Genomic DNA, 19,223 nt, shown 5'->3' with positions numbered 1-19,223 from the left:
ATCCGAAGCCGCGGCACTAGCCCAGCAACATCCGGTCGCTTTCGACAGCGGATCCCTTGAGATTGCTGAACATGTTGAGGACTTCGGCCACGGTGAGCCTCGCCTTGTCATCTCCACGGACATCGAAAACTACCTGGCCCTGGTGCATCATGATGAGACGGTTGCCATGCTCGATGGCGTGACGCATGCTATGCGTCACCATAAGGCTCGTCAGACCCAGTTCACCGACAAAGCGGTCCGTCAACCTCAGGACCAGTTCGCTCGCGTGCGGATCGAGCGCGGCGGTATGTTCATCCAGGAGCAGTATGCGGCTGGGCGTCAAGGTTGCCATCAAAAGGCTCACCGCCTGCCTTTGGCCGCCTGACAACAACCCCATCGAGTCTCCGAGCCGTTTTTCCAGACCGATACCGAGGGTTGCGAGTCGATCTCGAAATCGCTCCCGAACCGGCTCGGACAACGCCTTCAGAAAATCTCGACGCGTCCCGCGACGGGATGCCAGGGCCATGTTCTCCTCGACGGTGAGCGCTTCACATGTTCCAGCCATGGGGTCCTGAAACACGCGCGCGATACGGTTGGCCCGCCTGAAAGTCGGTTGGCCTGTAACAACATCGCCATCCACGCGGATAGCGCCTGACGTCACCCGGACCTCGCCGGCGATGGCATTGAGCAGCGTTGACTTGCCTGCGCCATTCGAACCGATGACAGTGACAAACTCACCTTCGTCGATCGATACTGAGAGATTGCGGAGTGCCGTTGCCTGAAGTGGTGTACCTTCTCCGAAGATCACCGAGATGTTTTGGACGTCGATCATGAGCGGGCTCCTTCCTGGCCCGCCTTACGGACTGTTCTGCGCCATGGGATCCAGTTTGAATTACGGCGCGCGGTCGAAACGATGAACGCAACTGCAACCAGAACGGCCGTAACGAGACGGAGGTCTGACGACCGCAGGCCGAGCGACTGCGAGTTCAGTGCAAAGCCGATTGCGAGTCGGTAGGCAATCGACCCAACGATGCAGGCGAATACGATGATTACAAGCGCTCTCACGCGGAACAGGGCTTCGCCAAGGATGACCGCGGCCAACCCGATCAGGATTGTTCCGGAACCCATCTGTACGTCTGCGAAACCGGCAAGCTGGGCAAACAGTGCCCCCCCAAGTGCAATCAGGCCGTTCGACAGCGCCAGGCCCAGATAGATGTTGTAATCGACGTCAATGCCGTTGGCGCGGGCCATGCGAGGATTGGCTCCCGTCGCGCGCATGGCCAGGCCGGCATCGGAGAGAAGGAACCAGGAAAGCAGCCCGCCGAAGATCAATACAACCGTACCTGCGAACAGAACCTTGAGCAGGGAGAGTTCCAGCCCCAGGCCGCGAAGCGGCGTCAGCACCGTATCGCCGCCGAGCAGCGGCGTATTGGGCTGTCCCATGATGCGCAGGTTGATGGAGAACATTGCGATCATGGTCAGGATGCCGGCAAGCAGATGCAGAATCTTGAACTTGCGATTCAACGCGGCGGTAACAATGCCACATAGTGCTCCGACGAGGACTGCGGCAGCGGTTGCGAGAAACGGATTGTGACCGTTGACGATCAGAGATGCCGCCACGGCCGCGCCGGCCGGGAAACTGCCATCGGCGGTCAGGTCCGGAAAATCCAGAACACGGAAGGAAATGAAAACACCAAGCGCAACAAACCCGTAGACAAAGCCGAGTTCGAGCGACGTCATGAATGCTGAATAGCCCATTGGACCTCTCCCCTCTTCTTGGCAGCCTACTTATTTGACAACAGCCGATGCCTGGTCCAACAGGGTTTGTGGGATCGTGATGCCGATAGCGCGGGCCGTCGCGGCGTTGAATAGTTGGGTGGATCTGGTGGCAGGGACGACCGCGATGTCGCCGGGCTTTTCACCTGCAAGGATTCGCGCTGCGATCGTGCCGGTGTCGCGGCCGACCTGATAGTAGTCGTAGCCGATGGCGGCGAGTGCACCCCGGTTTATTCCGTTCGTGTCGGCTGTGTAGAGCGGCAGCTTCTTTTCGATCGCCAGCGCCACGGCAGCTTCAAGCCCGGATACCACCGTGCTGTCCGTCGGAACATAGATGGCATCGACGCGATCGACAAGGTTGGCCGTGGCGCTCAAAACGTCCGCCGATGAGGCTACCGCCTCGGTTCGTACTTCGAAGCCCCGTGCGGCGCCTTGTTTCGCAAAGTCCTCGACGAGGACCTTCGAATTGACCTCAGCGGGATTGAACAGCACGCCGATGCGCTTCACTCTGGGGGTCAGTGCTGCAATCTGATCGAGTTGCGGACCAACGTCCGGACGGGCGGAAGTTCCCGTCACATTGGCACCTGGGTGTTCGAGATTCTTGACCAATCCGGCCGCAACTGGATCCGAGACTGCGCCGAATACGACGGGAACGGACGTTCCAGTATTGATGACCATCTGGGCCGACGGCGTCGCGATCGCGATGATAACCGCGGGATTGAGGCTGTTGAAGCGGCTCGCGATCTGCGAGGCGGTGGCGATATCAGCCTGAGCGCTTTCAAACACCACCTTGGCCGACGTGTAACCAGCGTCCTTCAGCGCATCCAATGCGCCCTGGCGCACCTTGTCGAGTTCCGGATGCTCGACAAATTGCGTCACAGCCACCGTCTGCGCATGCGCGAACTGAAACGTACCCGCTGTTGCCAGCAGCACACCAGCGAGCGTCTTGGCCAAAAACATCCTGGACATATTGTATCTCCGTTGCGTGAACTGTTGCGTTCTACTGTTATTGCCGCGATCCCCTTAGGCCCGCAGCACCCCTCGTTACGGCGATACAATCGAGGACGCGTTCGATCAGCGCAATTGAATTGACAGCGCGTTGATATGAGCAGGGGGAATGTCAGAAGCAAGGCGATGGCTTGAAGTGGTGCCTTCTTGCAAGCGCAAAGGCAGATTCTCACTGAGCTTCCTCCTGTGTATTCTCAGAAGGAATACCAAGACGTCTTGTTTTTCATTTTCGAACCGCGACAAACTGCCGATAATCTGGCCATCAACCGTAACTGGAACGAGAAACATGTCATTGGGTTGGGAGACGATGTCCCTTGAGGAACGGGAGCGGGAATACTCGCCGAGTTCCTGCATCGGTGGAGAATATGCACCGTTCATCGACGACTACCGTCGCCTGAGCGTAGCGGCGCATGCCGCCCACCCGCCAGCGTCATATCGATACGGATCGAAGTCGATGCAGACATTGGACGTATTTCTGCCCGAAGACACTTCCGGAAAGCCGGCTTTGCTGGTTTTCATCCATGGTGGATATTGGCAGGAGCTGTCGAAAGATGATTCCGCATTCGCGGCTCCTTATTGCCTCGCGAACGGTACAGCCCTTGCTGCCATCAATTATACACTCGCGCCGAACGCTACACTTGACGAGATTGTCAGCGAATGCGTGGAGGCGATTGATTGGCTAACCACCTTCGCATCGGTCGTCGGTATCGACCCAAACCGTATATTTGTGTCAGGGAGCTCCGCAGGGGCGCATCTGGCTGCCATGGTTGCATTGAAGCGCCGCTCGATCCGCGGCGCCGTTCTGGTCTCCGGCATATACGATCTTAACCCTCTGACCGGAACCAGCATAGATCGGCCCCTAAAGCTTTCATCACGGACGATCAGGGAAAACAGCCCCCTGCTCAAGGAGATTGAAAGCTTTCCGCCGTCGCTGATCGCCTGGGGCGAAATTGAGACCAGTCAGGCCAAAAAGCAAAGCCAGGCCTTCGCCGCACATCTGGTGGCGGCGGGAACACGTTGCCAGTCGCTTGAAGTGTCGAAGCGCAACCACTTCGACGTCATTCTCGACCTCGCCGATCCCGGAACGGCACTGGGTGCGAAAGTCCACACACTAATAAACAAGGGAACCATCTAATGCCCGATTACAAGGCCTATTTTCCGGAAATCGTCAATCCGGCTGGGGTCAATCCTAGTCACCACGCGAGGCCGATGCCGATGACGACGGCGACAAGCCGCGCCGAAACCGTTCAGAACACGGGCGGCACGCCCCTCGTCGATTTCGACGGCAAAAGCAATCCGTATATCGATTACCAGAGCATCGATCTATTGCTGTCGCTGCAGCATCCGCGTAGCGAAGGTTATGACGAAATGTGCTTCTTCGTCATGGGACAGGTGAAGGAGATCCTGTTCAAGGGCCTGCATTTCGAGCTGGCCAACGCACAACTCCAAATTCGGGACGGCAAAATCGAAAACGCTCTGGTAATGCTGGATCGGGCCAAGGCCTTCGTCAATTACATCACCGGTTCCTGGGACGTGCTTTCAACAATTACGCCCGAAGGCTTCAATCAGTTTCGTGACTATCTTGGAACGGCATCGGGGCAGTTGTCCTTCATGTACCGCCACGTCGAGTTCATTCTGGGCAACAAGAGCCGACGTCTGGCCGCAGCTCACCGCAACGTGCCACATGTCTGGCCGGCCATGGAAAAAGCGCTGGAAAGCCCCAGCCTCTATGACGATGCGATTGCCCTGCTCCACCGGCATGGTCATGCCATAGGCGGCGATGCGCTCGACCGTGACTGGGCCGCCGACTATCAGCCCAATGCTTCCGTGGAGGCGGCATGGTTCGAAGTCTATCGCGACCCGAGCGCCACCAACTTGCTCTACCGCCTGGGAGAGGCATTGGTCGGTCTCGACGAGGCGATCTCCCTTTACCGCTGGCGCCATTTCGTCTCGGTGCAACGCATCATCGGCTTCAAGCCCGGCACTGGCGGGTCGGCAGGCGTTGGTTGGCTCCAGCACGTAACGTCGCTGCGCTTCTTTCCCGAACTCTGGGCCATCAGAACACGGTTTTGAAACAAGGAACGGACATGATTCAGATTACTCAAGATTTGCTCTCACGAGCAGACTGCATCGCGCTTGACGAGAAGGATCCGCTCGCCGGATGCAAATCCCGCTTCGCGCTTCCGGATGGAGAGGTCTATCTCGATGGCAATTCGCTTGGTGCTCTGCCCAAAGCGGTTGTTGAGCGGATGCAGCGGGCCATCGTGAATGAATGGGGCAATGGCCTCATCCGGTCCTGGAACGATGCCGGGTGGTACCCCGCGCCCCAACGCACGGGCGCCAAGATCGCCCGTCTCATCGGAGCTGATAGCGATGAAGTGATCGTTTGCGACTCGACATCTGTCAATTTGTTCAAGGTCCTGGTGGCCGCTTCACGCCTGAGGCCGGACCGCACCGTCTTGCTGGTCGAGCGCGGGAATTTCCCGACCGATGTCTATGTCGCAAGCGAGACCGGAAACCTCCTCGGGCTGGAAGTTCTCGCGGTGGAACCGGACGAAATCATCCCGACTATAACGGAGCTGGGCGAACGCCTAGCGATCGTGCAGTTGACGGAGGTGAACTACAAGTCGGGCCGGGTCTATGACATGGCCCGCATCACCGCTGAAGCACACAAGGTGGGCGCGCTAGCCATCTGGGACCTGTGCCATAGTACTGGTGCCCTCCCCGTCCGCCTCAACGCCTGCCATGCCGATTTCGCCGTGGGGTGCGGCTACAAATATCTCAATGGCGGCCCGGGTGCGCCAGCCTATGTGTTTGTTGCGCGTCGCCATCTGTCTGAGGTCCGCAATCCTATTTCAGGGTGGCATGGCCATGCGCGGCCATTCGAGTTCACGCACGAATTCGAACCCCATGACGGTATTGACCGCATGCTCATAGGAACGGCCCCGCAGCTTTCGCTCCTAGCCCTCGAAGAGGCACTGGGCGTGTTCGATGACGTCGACATGGAGGTCGTACGGACGAAGAGCCAGGCTTTGGGCGATCTCTTCATCCGTCTGGTGGATCAGGAACTGGCCGAATTTGGCTTCGGGCTGGCGAGCCCGCGAAACAGTGCAGAGCGGGGAAGTCAGGTCTCACTCGTTCACGGCGAGGGCTATGCGATCATGCAGGCTCTGATCGATGCGGGCATCATCGGTGACTTCCGGGCCCCCGACATCATGCGCTTCGGCTTTGCCGCGCTTTACATCGGCTACGAGGACATTTGGGAATCCGTCGCCCGACTGAAGACGATCATGCAGGGTCGTGTCTGGGACGATTCCCGACACCAGGCCCGCAAGGCCGTGACCTGAGGAGGCGTGGACAACGACCGGAGAGAGTTCTCTCGAAGCCTCTGGAGACGTTCGTTAAGCTATTAAGGGCTGAACTGGAGCGAGCTGATGCACGCACTGTTCGATGACGCGCTATGAGGCCAATCGGCTGGATTGCTATGTCGGCCGTGCTCCCACAGTCTGAGCAGGATGGGCCTGCTAAGACGGCGCAATTGATCGCCGATGAACTCGTGGGATTGGAAATTGCCCTTCATCCGGAGATAGTGGGAACGGGAATGGTCGCGAAAGCTGTTCTTGGCGGCGTTCAGCTATTACAGCAGTTGTCGCATGCTGAGGGTAGTTCCAACTTAGCCGGCGCCGGGAGCCAAGGAGAAGTTTTTGCAATCACTTGAGGGCAGACTAACAATTCGCCATCTTCGACTTGTGGATGCTATCGCCCAAGAGGGAAACTTGGTGCGTGCCGCCCAAAGGCTGAATATGACCCAGTCGGCGGTGACGAAGGCCCTGCAGGAAGTCGAGGTTCTTATTGGTGTGGCGCTATTCAAGCGCACAAACCGAGGGACCGTACCGACATCCTACGGAGAAAATCTCGCCTCCCATGCCCGAATCGTGATTTCGCAACTTCGACATGCGGGTCGAGATCTCGCTGACCTCCGTGATGGGCTTGGTGGCAGGGTTGCAATCGGCACGCTCCTCTCGGCGACCGTCAGCCTTCTTCCTTTGGCAATCACCAAGGTGCTTGAAGCCAGACCAAATATCAAAGTGAAGATCGTTGAAGGCACGAACGACACACTCATGCCGTTGCTGCGTATCGGTGAATTGGACTTCGTGATCGGTCGCCTGCCCGAGTATCGCGAGCGAACGGGAATATTGCAGGAAATCCTGACTGACGATCACGCGCAGATCGTCGTGCGCGACGGGCATCCACTCATTGGCCGGTCGAATCTCAGCTTGCGTGAACTAGTTCATTGGTCGTGGATCATGCCGCGCGAGGAGACGACTTTAAGACGCCAGCTTGACGAAGCGTTCCGAAGGGAGGGCGTCGAGCCACCCCACTGCAGCGTCGAATCGGTATCGATACTGGCAAATAGAGCTTTGCTTCTGGCCACCGATTACCTTGCGGTTTGGCCCGCTGAGCTCGCTGCGGCAGAGGAGCGATACGGTATCGTTTCCTTGCCGGTTGCATTGCCTACAACGCATCGTCCAATTGGAATTTCGACTAGGGCGCAAGCAGGACTGTCCCCTGCTGCCGAAGCGATGGTTCGAACTCTCAGGGAGGTGGCGAAAAACAGATAGACTGGCGGAGAGGCAGGATCATTTGGTCGTGAAGTCGGACGGACAGTTCGAAAATCTCTCTGTGATCTGATTTTTTTGCAGTTGAAAGGATCCGAACCAATGACCCGGCGATTTCCCGCGCGTGGCATATCGGTGATTTATGGAGCTTCTCTATTCGGCGGGTTGAAGTCAAGCAACTAGCCGGTGCCGGTCGCGCTGGAATATTCAGCGCTCGCATACGGGTTCCAGTCGCTAACTTTTCCCTGGCTGAGCGCCTAGAAAACGTCCGCTTGGCCGCTCAGTCAGTGGTGGCTCAAAATCTGGCTGAGAAACAGCTTAGTCCGCTCGTGCTGCGGGTTCGTGAAGAAGGCGTCAGGCTTGCCCTCTTCGACGATCTGGCCTGAATTCATGAAGATTACCCGGTCGGCAACGGCGCGGGCGAAGCCCATTTCATGGGTCACACAGACCATCGTCATGCCGTCCTTGGCAAGCCCGGTCATCGTTTCCAGCACTTCCGAGACCATTTCCGGATCGAGCGCCGAGGTCGGCTCGTCGAAGAGCATCACCGCCGGCTGCATGCAGAGCGAGCGGGCGATGGCGACGCGCTGCTGCTGGCCACCCGAGAGTTGGATCGGGTATTTGTTGGCCTGTTCGGGAATGCGCACGCGCTCCAGGAATTCCAGCGCCGTCCTCTTGGCTTCCGCCTCCGGCACACCCTTGATCCACATCGGTCCAACCATGCAGTTCATCAGCACCGTCATGTGCGGGAAGAGATTGAAGTGCTGGAACACCATCCCGACATTCTTGCGGACCTCGCCGACATTGCGCATCCTGTTGTGCAGCGTGATGCCGTTGACTGAAATCTCGCCTTCCTGATGCGCTTCCAGCCGGTTGAAGCAGCGGATCAGCGTCGACTTGCCGGAGCCCGAAGGGCCGCAGACGACGATGCGCTCGCCCTTGCTGACCGTCAGGTTGATATCCTTCAGCACCTGGAAGGCGCCGTACCACTTGGAAACGTTTTTCGCTTCGATGATCTTGTCGCCGTTCATCGGACTTTGCTCCTGGCGTAATGACGCTCGATGCGGGATTGGATGAGCTCCAGGCAGATCGACATGATCCAATAGAGCATGGCGGCCGAGATCAGCATTTCCATATGTTGGAAGGTCTTCTGTCCGAGCGTGCGGGCAAGAAACATCAGCTCCCAGACGCCGATGACAGAGACCAGCGAGCTGTCCTTCAGCATCGAGATGAACTGGTTGCCGGTCGGCGGGATGATGACGGGCAGCGCCTGCGGCAGGATGATCTTGCGCATGGTGATGCCGAAGCCAAAGCCGATCGAACGCGAAGCTTCCCACTGGCCGCGATCGATGCTCTGGATGCCGGAGCGGAAGATCTCGGTCATGTAGGCGCCGTAGCAGAGCGACAGCGCGAGAATACCGGCCGGCACCGCATCGATGACGAAGCCGAGCTGCGGCAGGCCAAGATAGATCAGATAGACCTGCATAAGGAGCGGCAGGCCGCGGAAAAATGAGGTGTAGAAACTGGCGATCGCATAGGCGAAGCCATTGGTCGAGAGCTTGGCGACGGCGCCGAGAATGGCGATCGCCGAGGCAATGATGATCGAGATTGCGGACACGTAAACCGTCGTGACCAGACCCTGGGTGATGAGAAACGGCAGTTTCTCCTCGATGAAGGGCAGGCTGAGATGGAAGGTCTCGAAGAAGGCCAGGAACAGGATCAGAAGCTCGAGCCAGACGATGGCGATCTGGGCCCTCAATGGCGCACAACCGATTAGCACGACGTTCAGCGCAAACATCACGGCAATAACGAAAGCGATGGCGAAGCGTCCGTAGAGACCGCTTGTGGCGGGATCGCCGATGACGGGGCGCATCAGCTCGCCCATCGTTGTGCCGGTCAGGTTGAACATCAGGAAGAAAGCCAGCACCGCCCCAAACAGCGTCGCGACGAACCAGGGCTTATGTACGAGCACTTCAGACTCGACGGTATCGGGATAAAGCATTTTTTGTCCCTTGCGGCAAATCGACGGTCCGGTTGCCCGGACCGTCCGCTTCTGGCGGTGGTTACTTTGCGACCGTATAGTCGACGCCGTACCACTTCACGGAGAGCTTGCTCAGTGTGCCATCCGCCTGCATGCCCTTCACGGCTTCAGCGATCTTGTCGTTGAATTCCTTGTCGCCATGCTCGATGGCAACAGCGAGCGGCTCGTAGAAGACCGGGTCGCCGATCTGCTTGATCGGATAGCCGGCCTTCACCGCGTCGAGAATGCTCGGCAACGAGGAGACGACGGCATCGAGACGGGTGCCGTCACCGAGACGCAGGTCGTCGAAGGCGGTGGTCGAATTCGCGTAGGACCTCACGTCCTTCGGCTTGAACTCATATTTGAAGGGAGGCGCGCCGGCGGCATCGAGCGTCAGGTCGCCCTTGGCATAGGCTTCGAAGGTCGAGGTTGCCGTCGTGCCGACAACCTTGCCGTCAAGATCGGAAAGCTTGGTCGCCTTGCTGTCCTTGTGAACGGCAACGGCTGCCGGGGTATAATAGTAGACGGCCGGGAAATCGAAGATCTCGGCGCGCTTCTTGGTCGGCGTCATCGAGCCGACATGCATGTCCCAGCGGCCCGCCCAGTTGCCGGCCGTGATGATGTCCCAGCCCGGGGTCACGAACTCGACCTTCACGCCGAGACGCTTGCCGATATCCTTGGCGACATCGACGTCGAAGCCGTCGAGTTCGTTCTTCTCGTTCATGAAGGATTGCGGCGCCCAGTTGGCGTCGGTCGCAACCTTCAGGTCCTTGGCCGCCATGACGCGGTCGAGGACGGCACCGGCATTGGCCGGGAGTGCTGCGAAGGCAATGGCAAGCGATGCTGCCGCTGCGGAAATCTTGGTCAGTCTGTTCATGCGATGGTTCCCTTTATTGTCATTCTTGGTTTTTGGCCGGGCTCATTCCCGTACCGTCATGAAATCTTGATGTCGAAGAGACCTTTTCGTCTTCCGGCGATTTGAAGCAGCCACAGGCCGGTCGCTTCCTTGAATCGATGGAAGTCAGAGCTCTCCTTTCTGGCGCATCTCGTCGCGAATGGAGCGCGCAACCCGGAAGGCCTCGACGCCGGCCGGAATGCCGCAATAAACCGCGATCTGCACGAGTGCTGCCCTCAGTTCGTCATCGGTCAGGCCGTTGCGGATCGCGCCGCGGAAGTGGATGCCGAACTCATGCATACGGTTCAGCGCCGCCAGCATGCCGAGGTTCAGGAGGCTGCGCTGCTTGAGGTCGAGCCCTTCGTCGGTCCAGGCCGTGCCCCAGCAATATTCGTTGAGCACATCCTGGAACGGTGCCGAGAAACTGTCGGCGCCTTTGATGGCGCGGTCGACATAGTCGTCACCCAGCACCTTGCGGCGAACGGCCTCACCGCTTTTTCTGAGCGCCTCATCCATGGTTCGTCTCCTTGGCGGCCAGGAAGCCGCGCATCAGGTTCGCCACCGTTTCCGGCGCCTCGATGAGAATGGAATGGCGCAGGCCCGGCAGGATCGACAGCGTCGAGCCCGGGATACGCTCGTGCATGTAGCGGGCCATGCGCGGATTGGATCCGGCATCGTCCTCGCCCGTCGCGATCAGCGTCGGGCAGCGGATCTGGTCGAGAAAGCCGCCGAAGTCGGTCTCGGCGAGCACGCGGTAGGCCGCCGCATAGCATTCCGGATCGTTCTCGGCATCGCGCTGGCGGAGCCTTGCGATGACCTCGGGGTTCGCGGCCTGGAATTCTTCGCTCAGCCAGCGCGACAGCGAGGCGTTGTGGTGATCGGCGGGGGTGCCGGCCCGCAGCGCCGCGAGACGCTCCAGAACCCGCGTCCGCTCCTCCGGCGTGCGGCCGGCCACCGTGGAGAGCAGCACCAGCTTGCCCAGCCGGTCCAGGTGCGTGAGCGCCAGGCGCTGGGCGATCAGCCCGCCGAGCGAAAAGCCGGCGAGATTGAAGGTCGAAAAGCCTGCCTCGTCGGCCAGCGCCAGCGCCTCGTTGACGAAATCGTCGATCTCGTAGCGGCCCTTCACCCGGCTCGATTGGCCGTGGCCGCGCAGGTCGAAGGTCAGAATCGTGAATCTGTCCTTCAGGCGCTCGACCACACCCGACCACGCCTCGAGATAGGAGCCGACGCCGTGGATGCAGACCAGCGGATCGCCACTACCGTCGATCCGGTAGTTGAGCGTCACGTCTCCGACGGTATGGCGCTGTGCCTCTGCCATGTCAGCCTGCCGCCGCCTTGCGGTGCTTGTCCTTTTCTCGCGCGGCGAAGAAGGGCATGATCTCCTGGACGAACAGCTCGATCGTCCGCTTCTGCAGCTCGAAGGGCAGGTTGAAGGTCAGGCCGAGGCAGTATTGATCGACACCGGCTTCTTCATAAACCAGCAGCTTCTCGATCGCCTCGTCGGGCGTGCCGAACATCAGGTTCTTGCGGATATTGTCCGGATTGTAGTTGTCCTTGCCCTTGACCGCTTCATAGGGCACCGCTTCCGGGAAGCCTTCGCGGACATTGCCGATATTCTGCATCAGGTTTTCGAAGGCGCGGCCGTAATCCATGCTGTGCTTGACCGCCAGTTCCCAGCCGTCGGCCTTGTCGTAGACGCAGGTGCGGCGCTGCATCATGAAGCGCGGGCGCGGAACCTCGGGATGATCGGCAACCGCCTTGTTAAACTTGTCGGCCAGAACCTGGATCTCGGCTGCCGGCTGCGAGAGCGGCGTGGAGAGGATGCTGGCGCCATTGGCGATCGCCCAGTTGAAGGAGCCCGGATCGCGGGCCGCAACCCAGATCGGCGGATGCGGCTGCTGCAGCGGCTTTGGCACCGACGTGGCGGTCGGGAATTTCCAGTAGTGCCCGTCATGGGCATAGTCGCCGGCCCAGAGCTTCTTCACAGCCGGGACGATCTCCTTCATGTAGGCGACGCCTTCCTGCTGCGGCATGCCGCCGGCCATCCGGTCGAACTCGTACTGATAGGAGCCGCGGGCGATGCCGAATTCCAGGCGACCGTTGGTCAGATGATCGCAGAGCGCGGATTCACCGGCGAGGCGAATCGGCGTCCAGTAGGGCGCAACCAGCGTCGAGGTACCCAGGCGGATCTGCTCAGTGTGCTGCGCCAGCCAGACCAGCGTCTGGAACGGATTGGGAGAGATCGTGCACTCGATCGTGTGGTGCTCGGCAGTCCACAAAGCCTCGAAGCCGCCTTCGTCGGCCATGCGGGCCAGTTCCAGGAGGTTGTTCTTGACCGTCGACATCGGAATGTCGGGCGAGAAGCGTTCCATAGTCAGCGATACTGCGAATTTCATCTGCTAGCCTCCCTTTCGGGCTCTATGTTCTTTGAGCCGTCACTTCAGACGGATGACGAAGGGGTCCTGCATCGCCCCGGAATAATCGATGATGACGTTCTTCAGGCGTGAGAATTCATGCATCACCTCGAAGCCGCCACGCCGGCCGTAACCGCTTTCCTTGAAGCCGCCATTGGCGGACATGAAGGAGGCGGACCGGTAGGTATTGACCCACACAGTGCCGGCTTCGATCTGGTTGGCGAAGCGAAGCGCCCGATCGATGTCCTTGGTCCAGATGCCGGAGGCGAGGCCGTAATGGCTGTCATTGGCAAGCGCGATCATTTCCGCCTCGTCGCGGAACGGCATGACGCCGACCACGGGACCGAAGATCTCGGCGCGCATGAAGCCCATGTCGTTCTGCGCATCGACCATGACAGTCGGCTCGTAGTACCAGCCGCCGCTCGAAAGGCCTTCCTTCTGCGGCCGGCGTCCACCGGCCGCAACCTTTGCGCCTTCCTTGACGCCCGAGGCCACATAACCCTCGACCTTGGAAAGCTGGTCGGCGAGCGCCAGCGGGCCGATATCGGTTTCATCGACCGTCGGCAGGCCGACGCGGATGCGGGCGGTACGGGCAATCAGCGCATCGATAAACTTGTCGTAGATGCTGGCTTCGACGAAGCAGCGCGAACCGGCAACGCAGGTCTGCCCGGCAGCGGCGAAGACGCCGGAGACGACGCCGTTGACCGCATGCTCGATCTCGACATCGCCGAAGACCACATGCGGCGACTTTCCGCCGAGCTCCATCGAGCAGGGCACGAGGTTTTGGGCCGCATTGCCGGCGATACGGCGGCCGGTCGCGGTGCTGCCGGTGAACACATATTTGGCGACGCCCGGATGGCGGGTCAGCGCCTCGCCGGCGCTCTTGCCGGTGCCGGTGACGACGTTGACGACACCTGCCGGGAAGCCGGCTTCATGGATGAGTTCTGACAGCGCAAGCGTCGAGGCGGTCGCATGTTCCGATGGCTTGATGACGACGGTGTTGCCGATCGCCAGGCATGGCGCCAGCGTGCCGGTCAGAAGCATCAGCGGCGAATTCCAGGGCGTGATCATGCCGACGACGCCGAGCGGTTCGCGCAGGTTGATGTTTAGCGTATCGGCCCGATTGATCGGAATGGTGTCGCCCTGCAGCTTGTCGGCCATGCCGGCGAAGTAGTGGTAGCTATCCGGCATCGAGCGCATCTGCGCTCGGGTTTCCTTGAGCAGCTTGCCGTTGTCGCGCGTTTCGATTTCGGCAAGTGTATCGGCATTGGCGCGGACGAGTTCTGCGAGCTTACGCACTAGGGCACCGCGGTCAGTCTGCGTCATGCGCCGCCAGGCCGGATTGCGGAAGGCGGCATTTGCGGCCGCGACAGCCGCCGCGACATCATCGGCATCGGCTTCGGCCAGATCGTACCAGCGCTCGCCGGTGGTCGGGTCGTAGCTAGCGATATAGTTGCCGTTCTTCGGCGCCACGAATTCGCCATTGATGAACAGGCCCTGTCGCGAACCTTCGATGGAGCTCACCGTCGTCTTCATGTCACTGTCCTTGGTCTTGGGAGGCTTGGATCCAGGCGCGGGCTCCGCCGTCGATCATCGCGACGCGGCCGCCGTCGTCTGAATCCATGTAGATGCCGAACCTGCCGGCCTGTCGCTCGCGCACATAGCGGCGCAGCATGGAGCGCAGTTCGTGGGTGGCGATCGCCTTATAGGGCAGATCGTCGATAGCGAAGAAGCGGAGATCGGCAGGCAGGGTGACGCCGGCGCCCTCACCCGCCAGCCGGGCACGATAGACGAGATAGCCGGGATCGCTATCGGCCACGTCGAAGACGGAATAGAGGAAGGTCTCCTCCGGCATCAACCGCAGTGCATCGCCGCCTTCGACGACGAGTTGGCTGTCGGCCTTGCGGCGGCGCGCCGACGGAAGCACCCAACCACCCTTGCCATCCGAGCGCAGCAACAGGCCATCGCCGGCTTCGATGAGATAGCCGATGATCATGCCATGCGATGCGAGCCAGCCTGATGGCAGCGGATCCTTGACGCTGGCATAACGGCCGCGGCAGAAGCCGAGCGGCGCCGTCGGGCTGGTGCCAAAAGCGCGGACCTCGCCGATCAGAACCGCATGATCACCGGCATCGACGGTATCGTAGGTCGTGCAATCGAACCAGGTGAGGCTGTCGGTCAAGACGGGTGCGCCGGTATGAATATGATCGTGTGTGACGGATTGGAACTTGTCCGGCGATTTGGAGGCAAAGGTCGCGGATACATCGACCTGTCCCTCGTGGAGGATATTGACCGCGAAGCAGCCGGCGCCGGTGAAAGCCTGATAGCTGGAAGCCGACTTTGCGATGCAGACCAGCAGCAGCGGCGGGTCGAGGGAGACGGAGGTGAAGGAGTTCGCGGTCATGCCGCGCGGCGTGCCATCCTCGTCACGGGTGGTGATGACGGTGACGCCCGTCACGAAGGTTCCGAACGCCCGCCGCAATGCGATCGGGTCGATCGGCGCATCCGCCTTTGCCGCTGTCTCCGCCATGCTTTCGTGCCTCCTCGTGCTTGATGAGGAGAGGCTATCGTTGCCGGTGCGGCCGTTCTTCCTTGGCTTCGACGGAGTAAGCGGAAAACTTCTGCTGTGATCCGTAGGAGACGAAAAGCGGCCAGCAGCATGCGCTGCAAAACCACGGATACCGGTTGGCGGATGTTATTTTTCGGCGCTGACGCGATTGTCGATGACGCCGTGCAGGCGGATGGCGAGCTCGACGGCGAAGCGCTTTTCCGGCGTTTCGACATCGACACCGAAAAGTTCCTGGATACGTGACAGGCGGTAGCGCAGCGTCGTCACATGCAGGCCCATCGTATCGGCGCAGGCTTGGCTGCGGCAGCCCTCGTGCAGATAGGTAGAGAGTGTTTCCAGATAGGGCGTGCCATTCTCGCGATCATGCTCGGCGATGGCGCCGACGCTTTCCTGCACGAAGCTGCGCACGTCGCCTGCCTCGGACGCCGCAACCAGCATCGGCAGCGGCCCGAAATCCTGTGCGGAAACGGCGCCCGTCAAGCCGAAGGAACGGCCGATGCGGATCATCCGGCTGCAACGTTGCCACGCGGCCGGATAATCGGACAGCGCGGCGCAACGATTGCCCGCAACGACAACAGGCGCCTCATCGAAATAGCGGCCGAGCTCCTCGGCGATACGGCGCGTCAGCTTGCCTGTCCGCTCCTGCTTCTTGCTGGCATCATAGGGCACGAGGCAGACAACGCCGCCATCGATGGCGATCAGGTTTGCCTGTAGCGAGGCCTGCTGCATGATGCGGGCAAGCGTATGCTCGACATCGACGGAGGCCCCCCCGAAGGCTTTCGTCTTGTCGGGAAAATCGACGACGATCATCTGCTGCGGCTGCGAGAAATTCAGCCCCAGCCGCTGAGCGCGGTGGGCGACATCGCCGGCATTGCGCCAGCGTGCCTCGACGATCTCGAAGAATAGTTCGGTCTGGGTGCGGGTTTCAAAGCGGAAGCGGATGAAGCTGCGCATCATCTGGACGCTGAGCGCGAACTTTGCGCTGTCGAGCATCAAGAGATCGAGATCGCTGAATTCGCGCGAGGTCGGGAAGATGATCAATGCGCCGACGAGCTGATTATCGACCGTCAGCGGCTCGATGCGCGCGGAGATCTTGAAGCGTTGCGCGCCGTCATCGAGAAACAGGCTGGCGGCATCGGTCGCGCCGCGGTCGATCGCCTCGCGCGCCGCCTTCATTAAGGAACGGGCGAGCGTCGTCGCTGCCGCCGCTTGCCAGGAGGCCTCGTCATAGAGCGCATTCGGCGGGCGCCCGGCGATCACCTGATTAGCAGTGAAATCGACGACGACGGTCGGGTTGGGCAGCATCATGCCGACCATGGCCGAGAGCGGCGCGACGGCACCGTCGCTCAAGACATATTCGAGCAGCAACGTATGCGCCTGCAGCGCCCGTTCGAGCCGCTGCGCCCCACGCTTCTCGGCCTCCAGCCGGTGTTCGCGCTCGACCGCGATGGCGCCCATATGGATGATGGCGCCGAGAAAGGCGAGGTCGTCTTCGGAGACTTCGGTAATCTGGCGCGAAATGACACTCAGCACCATCGGCCGGCCCTCGGCGTCCTTGCAGTTCATCGGCATGACGACGACTGTGCGGTAGTCGCGCTCGAAGGCTTCCTTTCGGTAGCCGGGAAACTCGACGGACTCGCGGGCGTCGCGAATATAGACGGGCTCGTTGCGCTGCAGGGCGATCAGCGACGGGCTGGTCGCGAGTTCCCACCTGTCCGGCAGCTGCCGCTCGATCAGCGTCGGGTCATAACGAACGATGACATAAGCATAGCCATGCGCCGCATCGATCCCCATGATAGAACCGAGCGACCAACGGGCATGACGACAGGCCGCCGCAATCAGGTGCTGCAGCACCCTCTGCAGATCACCGCCACTGTTGATCTGGCTTGCGACGTCCCGGAGCGCCAATATCTGAGACTTCTGATCCAAACTCCCTGGCTCCCTCTAGCTGTCGCATCATGCGCGCGCATTCAGCGGAAATCTACTCCGTTTCGATGAAAGCAAAGGCTATGCACTTCCGCTGATCGGAGGAAGACGTTCGCCGTTTAGCCGCTAGGCTTTTGCGAGTTTCAACATTTCGTATCGGCGCAAGGCATGACACTCGGCATCAGAAAGATTTCCACCTTCCTCGAAGAAACGCATGTCGAAGGCGGCAAGGCGGCAGCCCGGCCGGTGACCATGGTCGTCGTCGCGGCCGTCATCCAGAACCCGTGGGCCGGGCGCGGCTTCGTCGAGAACCTGCGGCCGGAGATCATCCGCATCGCCGGCGACCTCAGCCACGAGATGACGACGCGGCTGCTGCGCCAGATGGATGCCGATAAGATCGAGGCCTGCGGCAAGGCGGCAGCGGTCGGCATCAACGGCGAGATCGAACATGCGTCGGCGATGATCCATACGTTGCGCTTCGGCAATCCGTTCCGCGAAGCGATCGGCGGCACCAACTACCTGGAATTCGCCAATACCCGCAACGGCGCCGGCGCGCTTCTGTCGCTGCCGATGATGCACAAGAGCGAGAGCGGCAAGCGCTCGCATTTCCTGACCGCGAATTTTGTGGTCCCCGACGCGCCTGGCCAGGACGAAATCATCGTGGCGATCGGCGCCGCCGATGGCGGCAGGCCGCATGCGCGTATCGCCGATCGTTTCCAGGATATTGCCGAGATGGAAGCTGAAAAGGTAGTGCAGGGTTAGCGGCAATGAAGATCGATGCGGTCGACCTCAGAATTCTCGATGCGATTCAGCGAGATGGCCGCGACCACTTCTTCCACCCCTCGACGCATATGGGATTGCATGCCCGCGGCGAGACCCCGACACGCGTCATCTCGTCGGGGGAAGGCGCCTACATCACCGATACCAACGGCCGCACCAGCCTGGATGCCTTTGCTGGCCTCTATTGCGTCAATGTCGGCTACGGCCGCCAGAAGATCGCCGATGCGATCGCCAACCAGGCAAAGAACCTCGCCTATTACCACGCCTATGTCGGCCACGACACGGAAGCCTCGATCACGCTGTCGAAGATGATCATCGACCGCGCACCGGGAGGCATGAGCCGCGTCTATTTCGGCCTGTCGGGTTCAGATGCCAACGAGACCAACATCAAGCTGATCTGGTACTACAACAACATCCTCGGCCGCCCGGAGAAGAAGAAGATCATCTCGCTCTGGCGCGGCTATCACGGCTCCGGCGTCATGACCGGTTCGCTGACCGGGCTCGAGCTCTTCCACAAGGCCTTCGACCTGCCGCGTGCGCCAATCCTGCACACCGAAGCGCCCTATTACTTCCGCCGTCCTGACCGTTCGATGGATGAGGAGCAGTTCTCGCAATATTGCGCCGACAAGCTGGAAGAGATGATCCTCGCCGAAGGCCCGGATACGGTTGCCGCCTTCATCGGCGAGCCGATCCTTGGCACCGGCGGTATCGTCCCGCCGCCGAAGGGCTACTGGCAGAAAATCCATGCGGTTCTCGACAAGTACGACGTGATGCTCGTCGCCGACGAAGTCGTCACCGGCTTCGGCCGCCTCGGCACCATGCTCGGCTCGACCGCCGTCTTCATGTTATCGTAAATGCCGCGACCGGTACGCCACCGAACACGCGGAAGCCGTGCCAGTGGGCGTCGAAGAGCATCTCGTGCGTTTGCAGCAGGTAGGCCCTGATCAGAAACGCCCGGCTGTGCGACAGCTTGATATGGGCGACCTGCAGCTTCGTGCGCGGCCGCCGCCGCAATAGCGGTCTTTTGGGCCTTCCATTCCCATGGGAGGAGTTCGTGCAGGCGGGAGACGGGAAGATCGGCGATGCGGGCAAAGACATCGGCAAGCCAGACCTTTGGGTCGACATCATTAAGCCGGCATGTGGTAATGACGGTCAGCATGACGGCGGCACGCTCGGCCCCACGCTGGGAACCGGCGAAGCTCCAGTTTTTTCTTCCTAACGCCACACCGCGCAACGC

At 60.5% G+C, this 19,223-nt stretch carries 18 protein-coding genes and 3 pseudogenes; 6 read left to right on the top strand and 15 right to left on the bottom strand.

What is annotated here, in order from left to right:
• Window positions 1–16 precede the first annotated feature (16 nt).
• From QDY28_RS25545 to QDY28_RS25530, 4 genes are all read right to left on the bottom strand, one after another.
• Complete coding sequence (locus tag QDY28_RS25545; protein WP_331384178.1) at window positions 17–811, bottom strand: ABC transporter ATP-binding protein; 795 nt, start codon at window positions 809–811, stop codon at window positions 17–19.
• The gene (locus QDY28_RS25540; RefSeq protein WP_331384177.1) at window positions 808–1,737 is read right to left on the bottom strand and encodes an ABC transporter permease; all 930 of its coding nucleotides are present in this window, start codon (window positions 1,735–1,737) and stop codon (window positions 808–810) included. Before QDY28_RS25540 ends, QDY28_RS25545 begins: the two co-directional genes overlap by 4 nt.
• 30 nt (window positions 1,738–1,767) lie before the next feature.
• Window positions 1,768–2,724 carry an ABC transporter substrate-binding protein gene (locus QDY28_RS25535; protein ID WP_331384176.1) on the bottom strand — a complete coding sequence of 319 codons (957 nt, stop codon included), beginning with the start codon at window positions 2,722–2,724 and terminating at the stop codon, window positions 1,768–1,770.
• 105 nt (window positions 2,725–2,829) lie between these two features.
• Complete coding sequence (locus QDY28_RS25530) at window positions 2,830–3,141, bottom strand: hypothetical protein (protein WP_331384175.1); 312 nt, start codon at window positions 3,139–3,141, stop codon at window positions 2,830–2,832.
• 85 nt (window positions 3,142–3,226) lie between these two features.
• Here QDY28_RS25530 and QDY28_RS25525 point away from each other — a divergent pair, with 85 nt between their 5' ends.
• The 4 genes from QDY28_RS25525 (at window position 3,227) to QDY28_RS25510 (ending at window position 7,385) form a co-directional block, all read left to right on the top strand.
• Window positions 3,227–3,898: an alpha/beta hydrolase gene (locus QDY28_RS25525; protein WP_331384174.1), complete on the top strand. Its 672-nt coding sequence runs from the start codon at window positions 3,227–3,229 to the stop codon at window positions 3,896–3,898.
• Entirely contained in the window at window positions 3,898–4,836 is a 939-nt protein-coding gene (locus QDY28_RS25520; protein ID WP_331384173.1) for a tryptophan 2,3-dioxygenase, read from the top strand. Before QDY28_RS25525 ends, QDY28_RS25520 begins: the two co-directional genes overlap by 1 nt.
• Window positions 4,837–4,850: 14 nt before the next feature.
• Window positions 4,851–6,110 (top strand): kynureninase, encoded by a 1,260-nt coding sequence (gene kynU / locus QDY28_RS25515; protein WP_331384172.1) that lies wholly within the window; start codon window positions 4,851–4,853, stop codon window positions 6,108–6,110.
• A 357-nt stretch (window positions 6,111–6,467) separates the two neighbouring features.
• Window positions 6,468–7,385, top strand: coding sequence for a LysR family transcriptional regulator (locus QDY28_RS25510; RefSeq protein ID WP_331384171.1), 918 nt, complete (start codon window positions 6,468–6,470; stop codon window positions 7,383–7,385).
• A gap of 281 nt (window positions 7,386–7,666) precedes the next feature.
• On the opposite strand, the gene QDY28_RS25505 is transcribed toward QDY28_RS25510, so the two are convergent.
• The 9 genes from QDY28_RS25505 to QDY28_RS25465 all read right to left on the bottom strand — a co-directional run bounded on the left by QDY28_RS25505 (window position 7,667) and on the right by QDY28_RS25465 (window position 17,209).
• Window positions 7,667–8,413 carry an amino acid ABC transporter ATP-binding protein gene (locus QDY28_RS25505; RefSeq protein WP_331384170.1) on the bottom strand — a complete coding sequence of 249 codons (747 nt, stop codon included), beginning with the start codon at window positions 8,411–8,413 and terminating at the stop codon, window positions 7,667–7,669.
• Window positions 8,410–9,384 carry an amino acid ABC transporter permease gene (locus tag QDY28_RS25500; RefSeq protein WP_331384169.1) on the bottom strand — a complete coding sequence of 325 codons (975 nt, stop codon included), beginning with the start codon at window positions 9,382–9,384 and terminating at the stop codon, window positions 8,410–8,412. Before QDY28_RS25500 ends, QDY28_RS25505 begins: the two co-directional genes overlap by 4 nt.
• Before the next feature lie 61 nt (window positions 9,385–9,445).
• A complete protein-coding gene (locus tag QDY28_RS25495; protein ID WP_331384168.1) occupies window positions 9,446–10,279 on the bottom strand; it encodes a transporter substrate-binding domain-containing protein in 834 nt (277 codons plus the stop codon).
• 144 nt (window positions 10,280–10,423) lie between these two features.
• Window positions 10,424–10,813: a carboxymuconolactone decarboxylase family protein gene (locus tag QDY28_RS25490; protein ID WP_331384167.1), complete on the bottom strand. Its 390-nt coding sequence runs from the start codon at window positions 10,811–10,813 to the stop codon at window positions 10,424–10,426.
• Window positions 10,806–11,615, bottom strand: coding sequence for an alpha/beta fold hydrolase (locus QDY28_RS25485; protein WP_331384166.1), 810 nt, complete (start codon window positions 11,613–11,615; stop codon window positions 10,806–10,808). The genes QDY28_RS25490 and QDY28_RS25485 overlap by 8 nt, the downstream gene beginning before the upstream one ends.
• 1 nt (window position 11,616) lies before the next feature.
• The gene (locus tag QDY28_RS25480) at window positions 11,617–12,693 is read right to left on the bottom strand and encodes an LLM class flavin-dependent oxidoreductase (protein ID WP_331384165.1); all 1,077 of its coding nucleotides are present in this window, start codon (window positions 12,691–12,693) and stop codon (window positions 11,617–11,619) included.
• Between the two features lie 39 nt (window positions 12,694–12,732).
• Window positions 12,733–14,247: an aldehyde dehydrogenase gene (locus QDY28_RS25475; protein ID WP_331384164.1), complete on the bottom strand. Its 1,515-nt coding sequence runs from the start codon at window positions 14,245–14,247 to the stop codon at window positions 12,733–12,735.
• Window position 14,248: 1 nt separating this feature from the next.
• Window positions 14,249–15,241: a flavin reductase gene (locus QDY28_RS25470; protein WP_331384163.1), complete on the bottom strand. Its 993-nt coding sequence runs from the start codon at window positions 15,239–15,241 to the stop codon at window positions 14,249–14,251.
• A gap of 165 nt (window positions 15,242–15,406) precedes the next feature.
• Window positions 15,407–17,209 carry a helix-turn-helix domain-containing protein gene (locus QDY28_RS25465; protein WP_331384162.1) on the bottom strand — a complete coding sequence of 601 codons (1,803 nt, stop codon included), beginning with the start codon at window positions 17,207–17,209 and terminating at the stop codon, window positions 15,407–15,409.
• A gap of 165 nt (window positions 17,210–17,374) precedes the next feature.
• Here QDY28_RS25465 and QDY28_RS25460 point away from each other — a divergent pair, with 165 nt between their 5' ends.
• Together QDY28_RS25460 and QDY28_RS25455 are read left to right on the top strand one after the other, a co-directional pair.
• On the top strand, window positions 17,375–17,968 hold the full coding sequence (locus tag QDY28_RS25460) for an amino acid synthesis family protein (protein WP_331384161.1): 594 nt from the start codon (window positions 17,375–17,377) through the stop codon (window positions 17,966–17,968).
• A 5-nt stretch (window positions 17,969–17,973) separates the two neighbouring features.
• Window positions 17,974–18,816, top strand: a pseudogene (locus QDY28_RS25455) (aminotransferase class III-fold pyridoxal phosphate-dependent enzyme); the annotation flags it as partial.
• Here QDY28_RS25455 and QDY28_RS25450 read toward each other — a convergent pair.
• Both QDY28_RS25450 and QDY28_RS25445 read right to left on the bottom strand, forming a co-directional pair.
• Window positions 18,813–18,985, bottom strand: a pseudogene (locus QDY28_RS25450) (IS21 family transposase); the annotation flags it as partial. The pseudogenes QDY28_RS25455 and QDY28_RS25450 overlap by 4 nt on opposite strands.
• A gap of 4 nt (window positions 18,986–18,989) precedes the next feature.
• Window positions 18,990–19,223: pseudogene (locus tag QDY28_RS25445) on the bottom strand (transposase domain-containing protein); the annotation flags it as partial.

It is taken from the genome of Rhizobium sp. BR 362 (assembly GCF_036528765.1).
Classification (GTDB): Bacteria; Pseudomonadota; Alphaproteobacteria; order Rhizobiales; family Rhizobiaceae; genus Rhizobium.
This window is presented reverse-complemented; position numbering and strand designations above follow the sequence as displayed.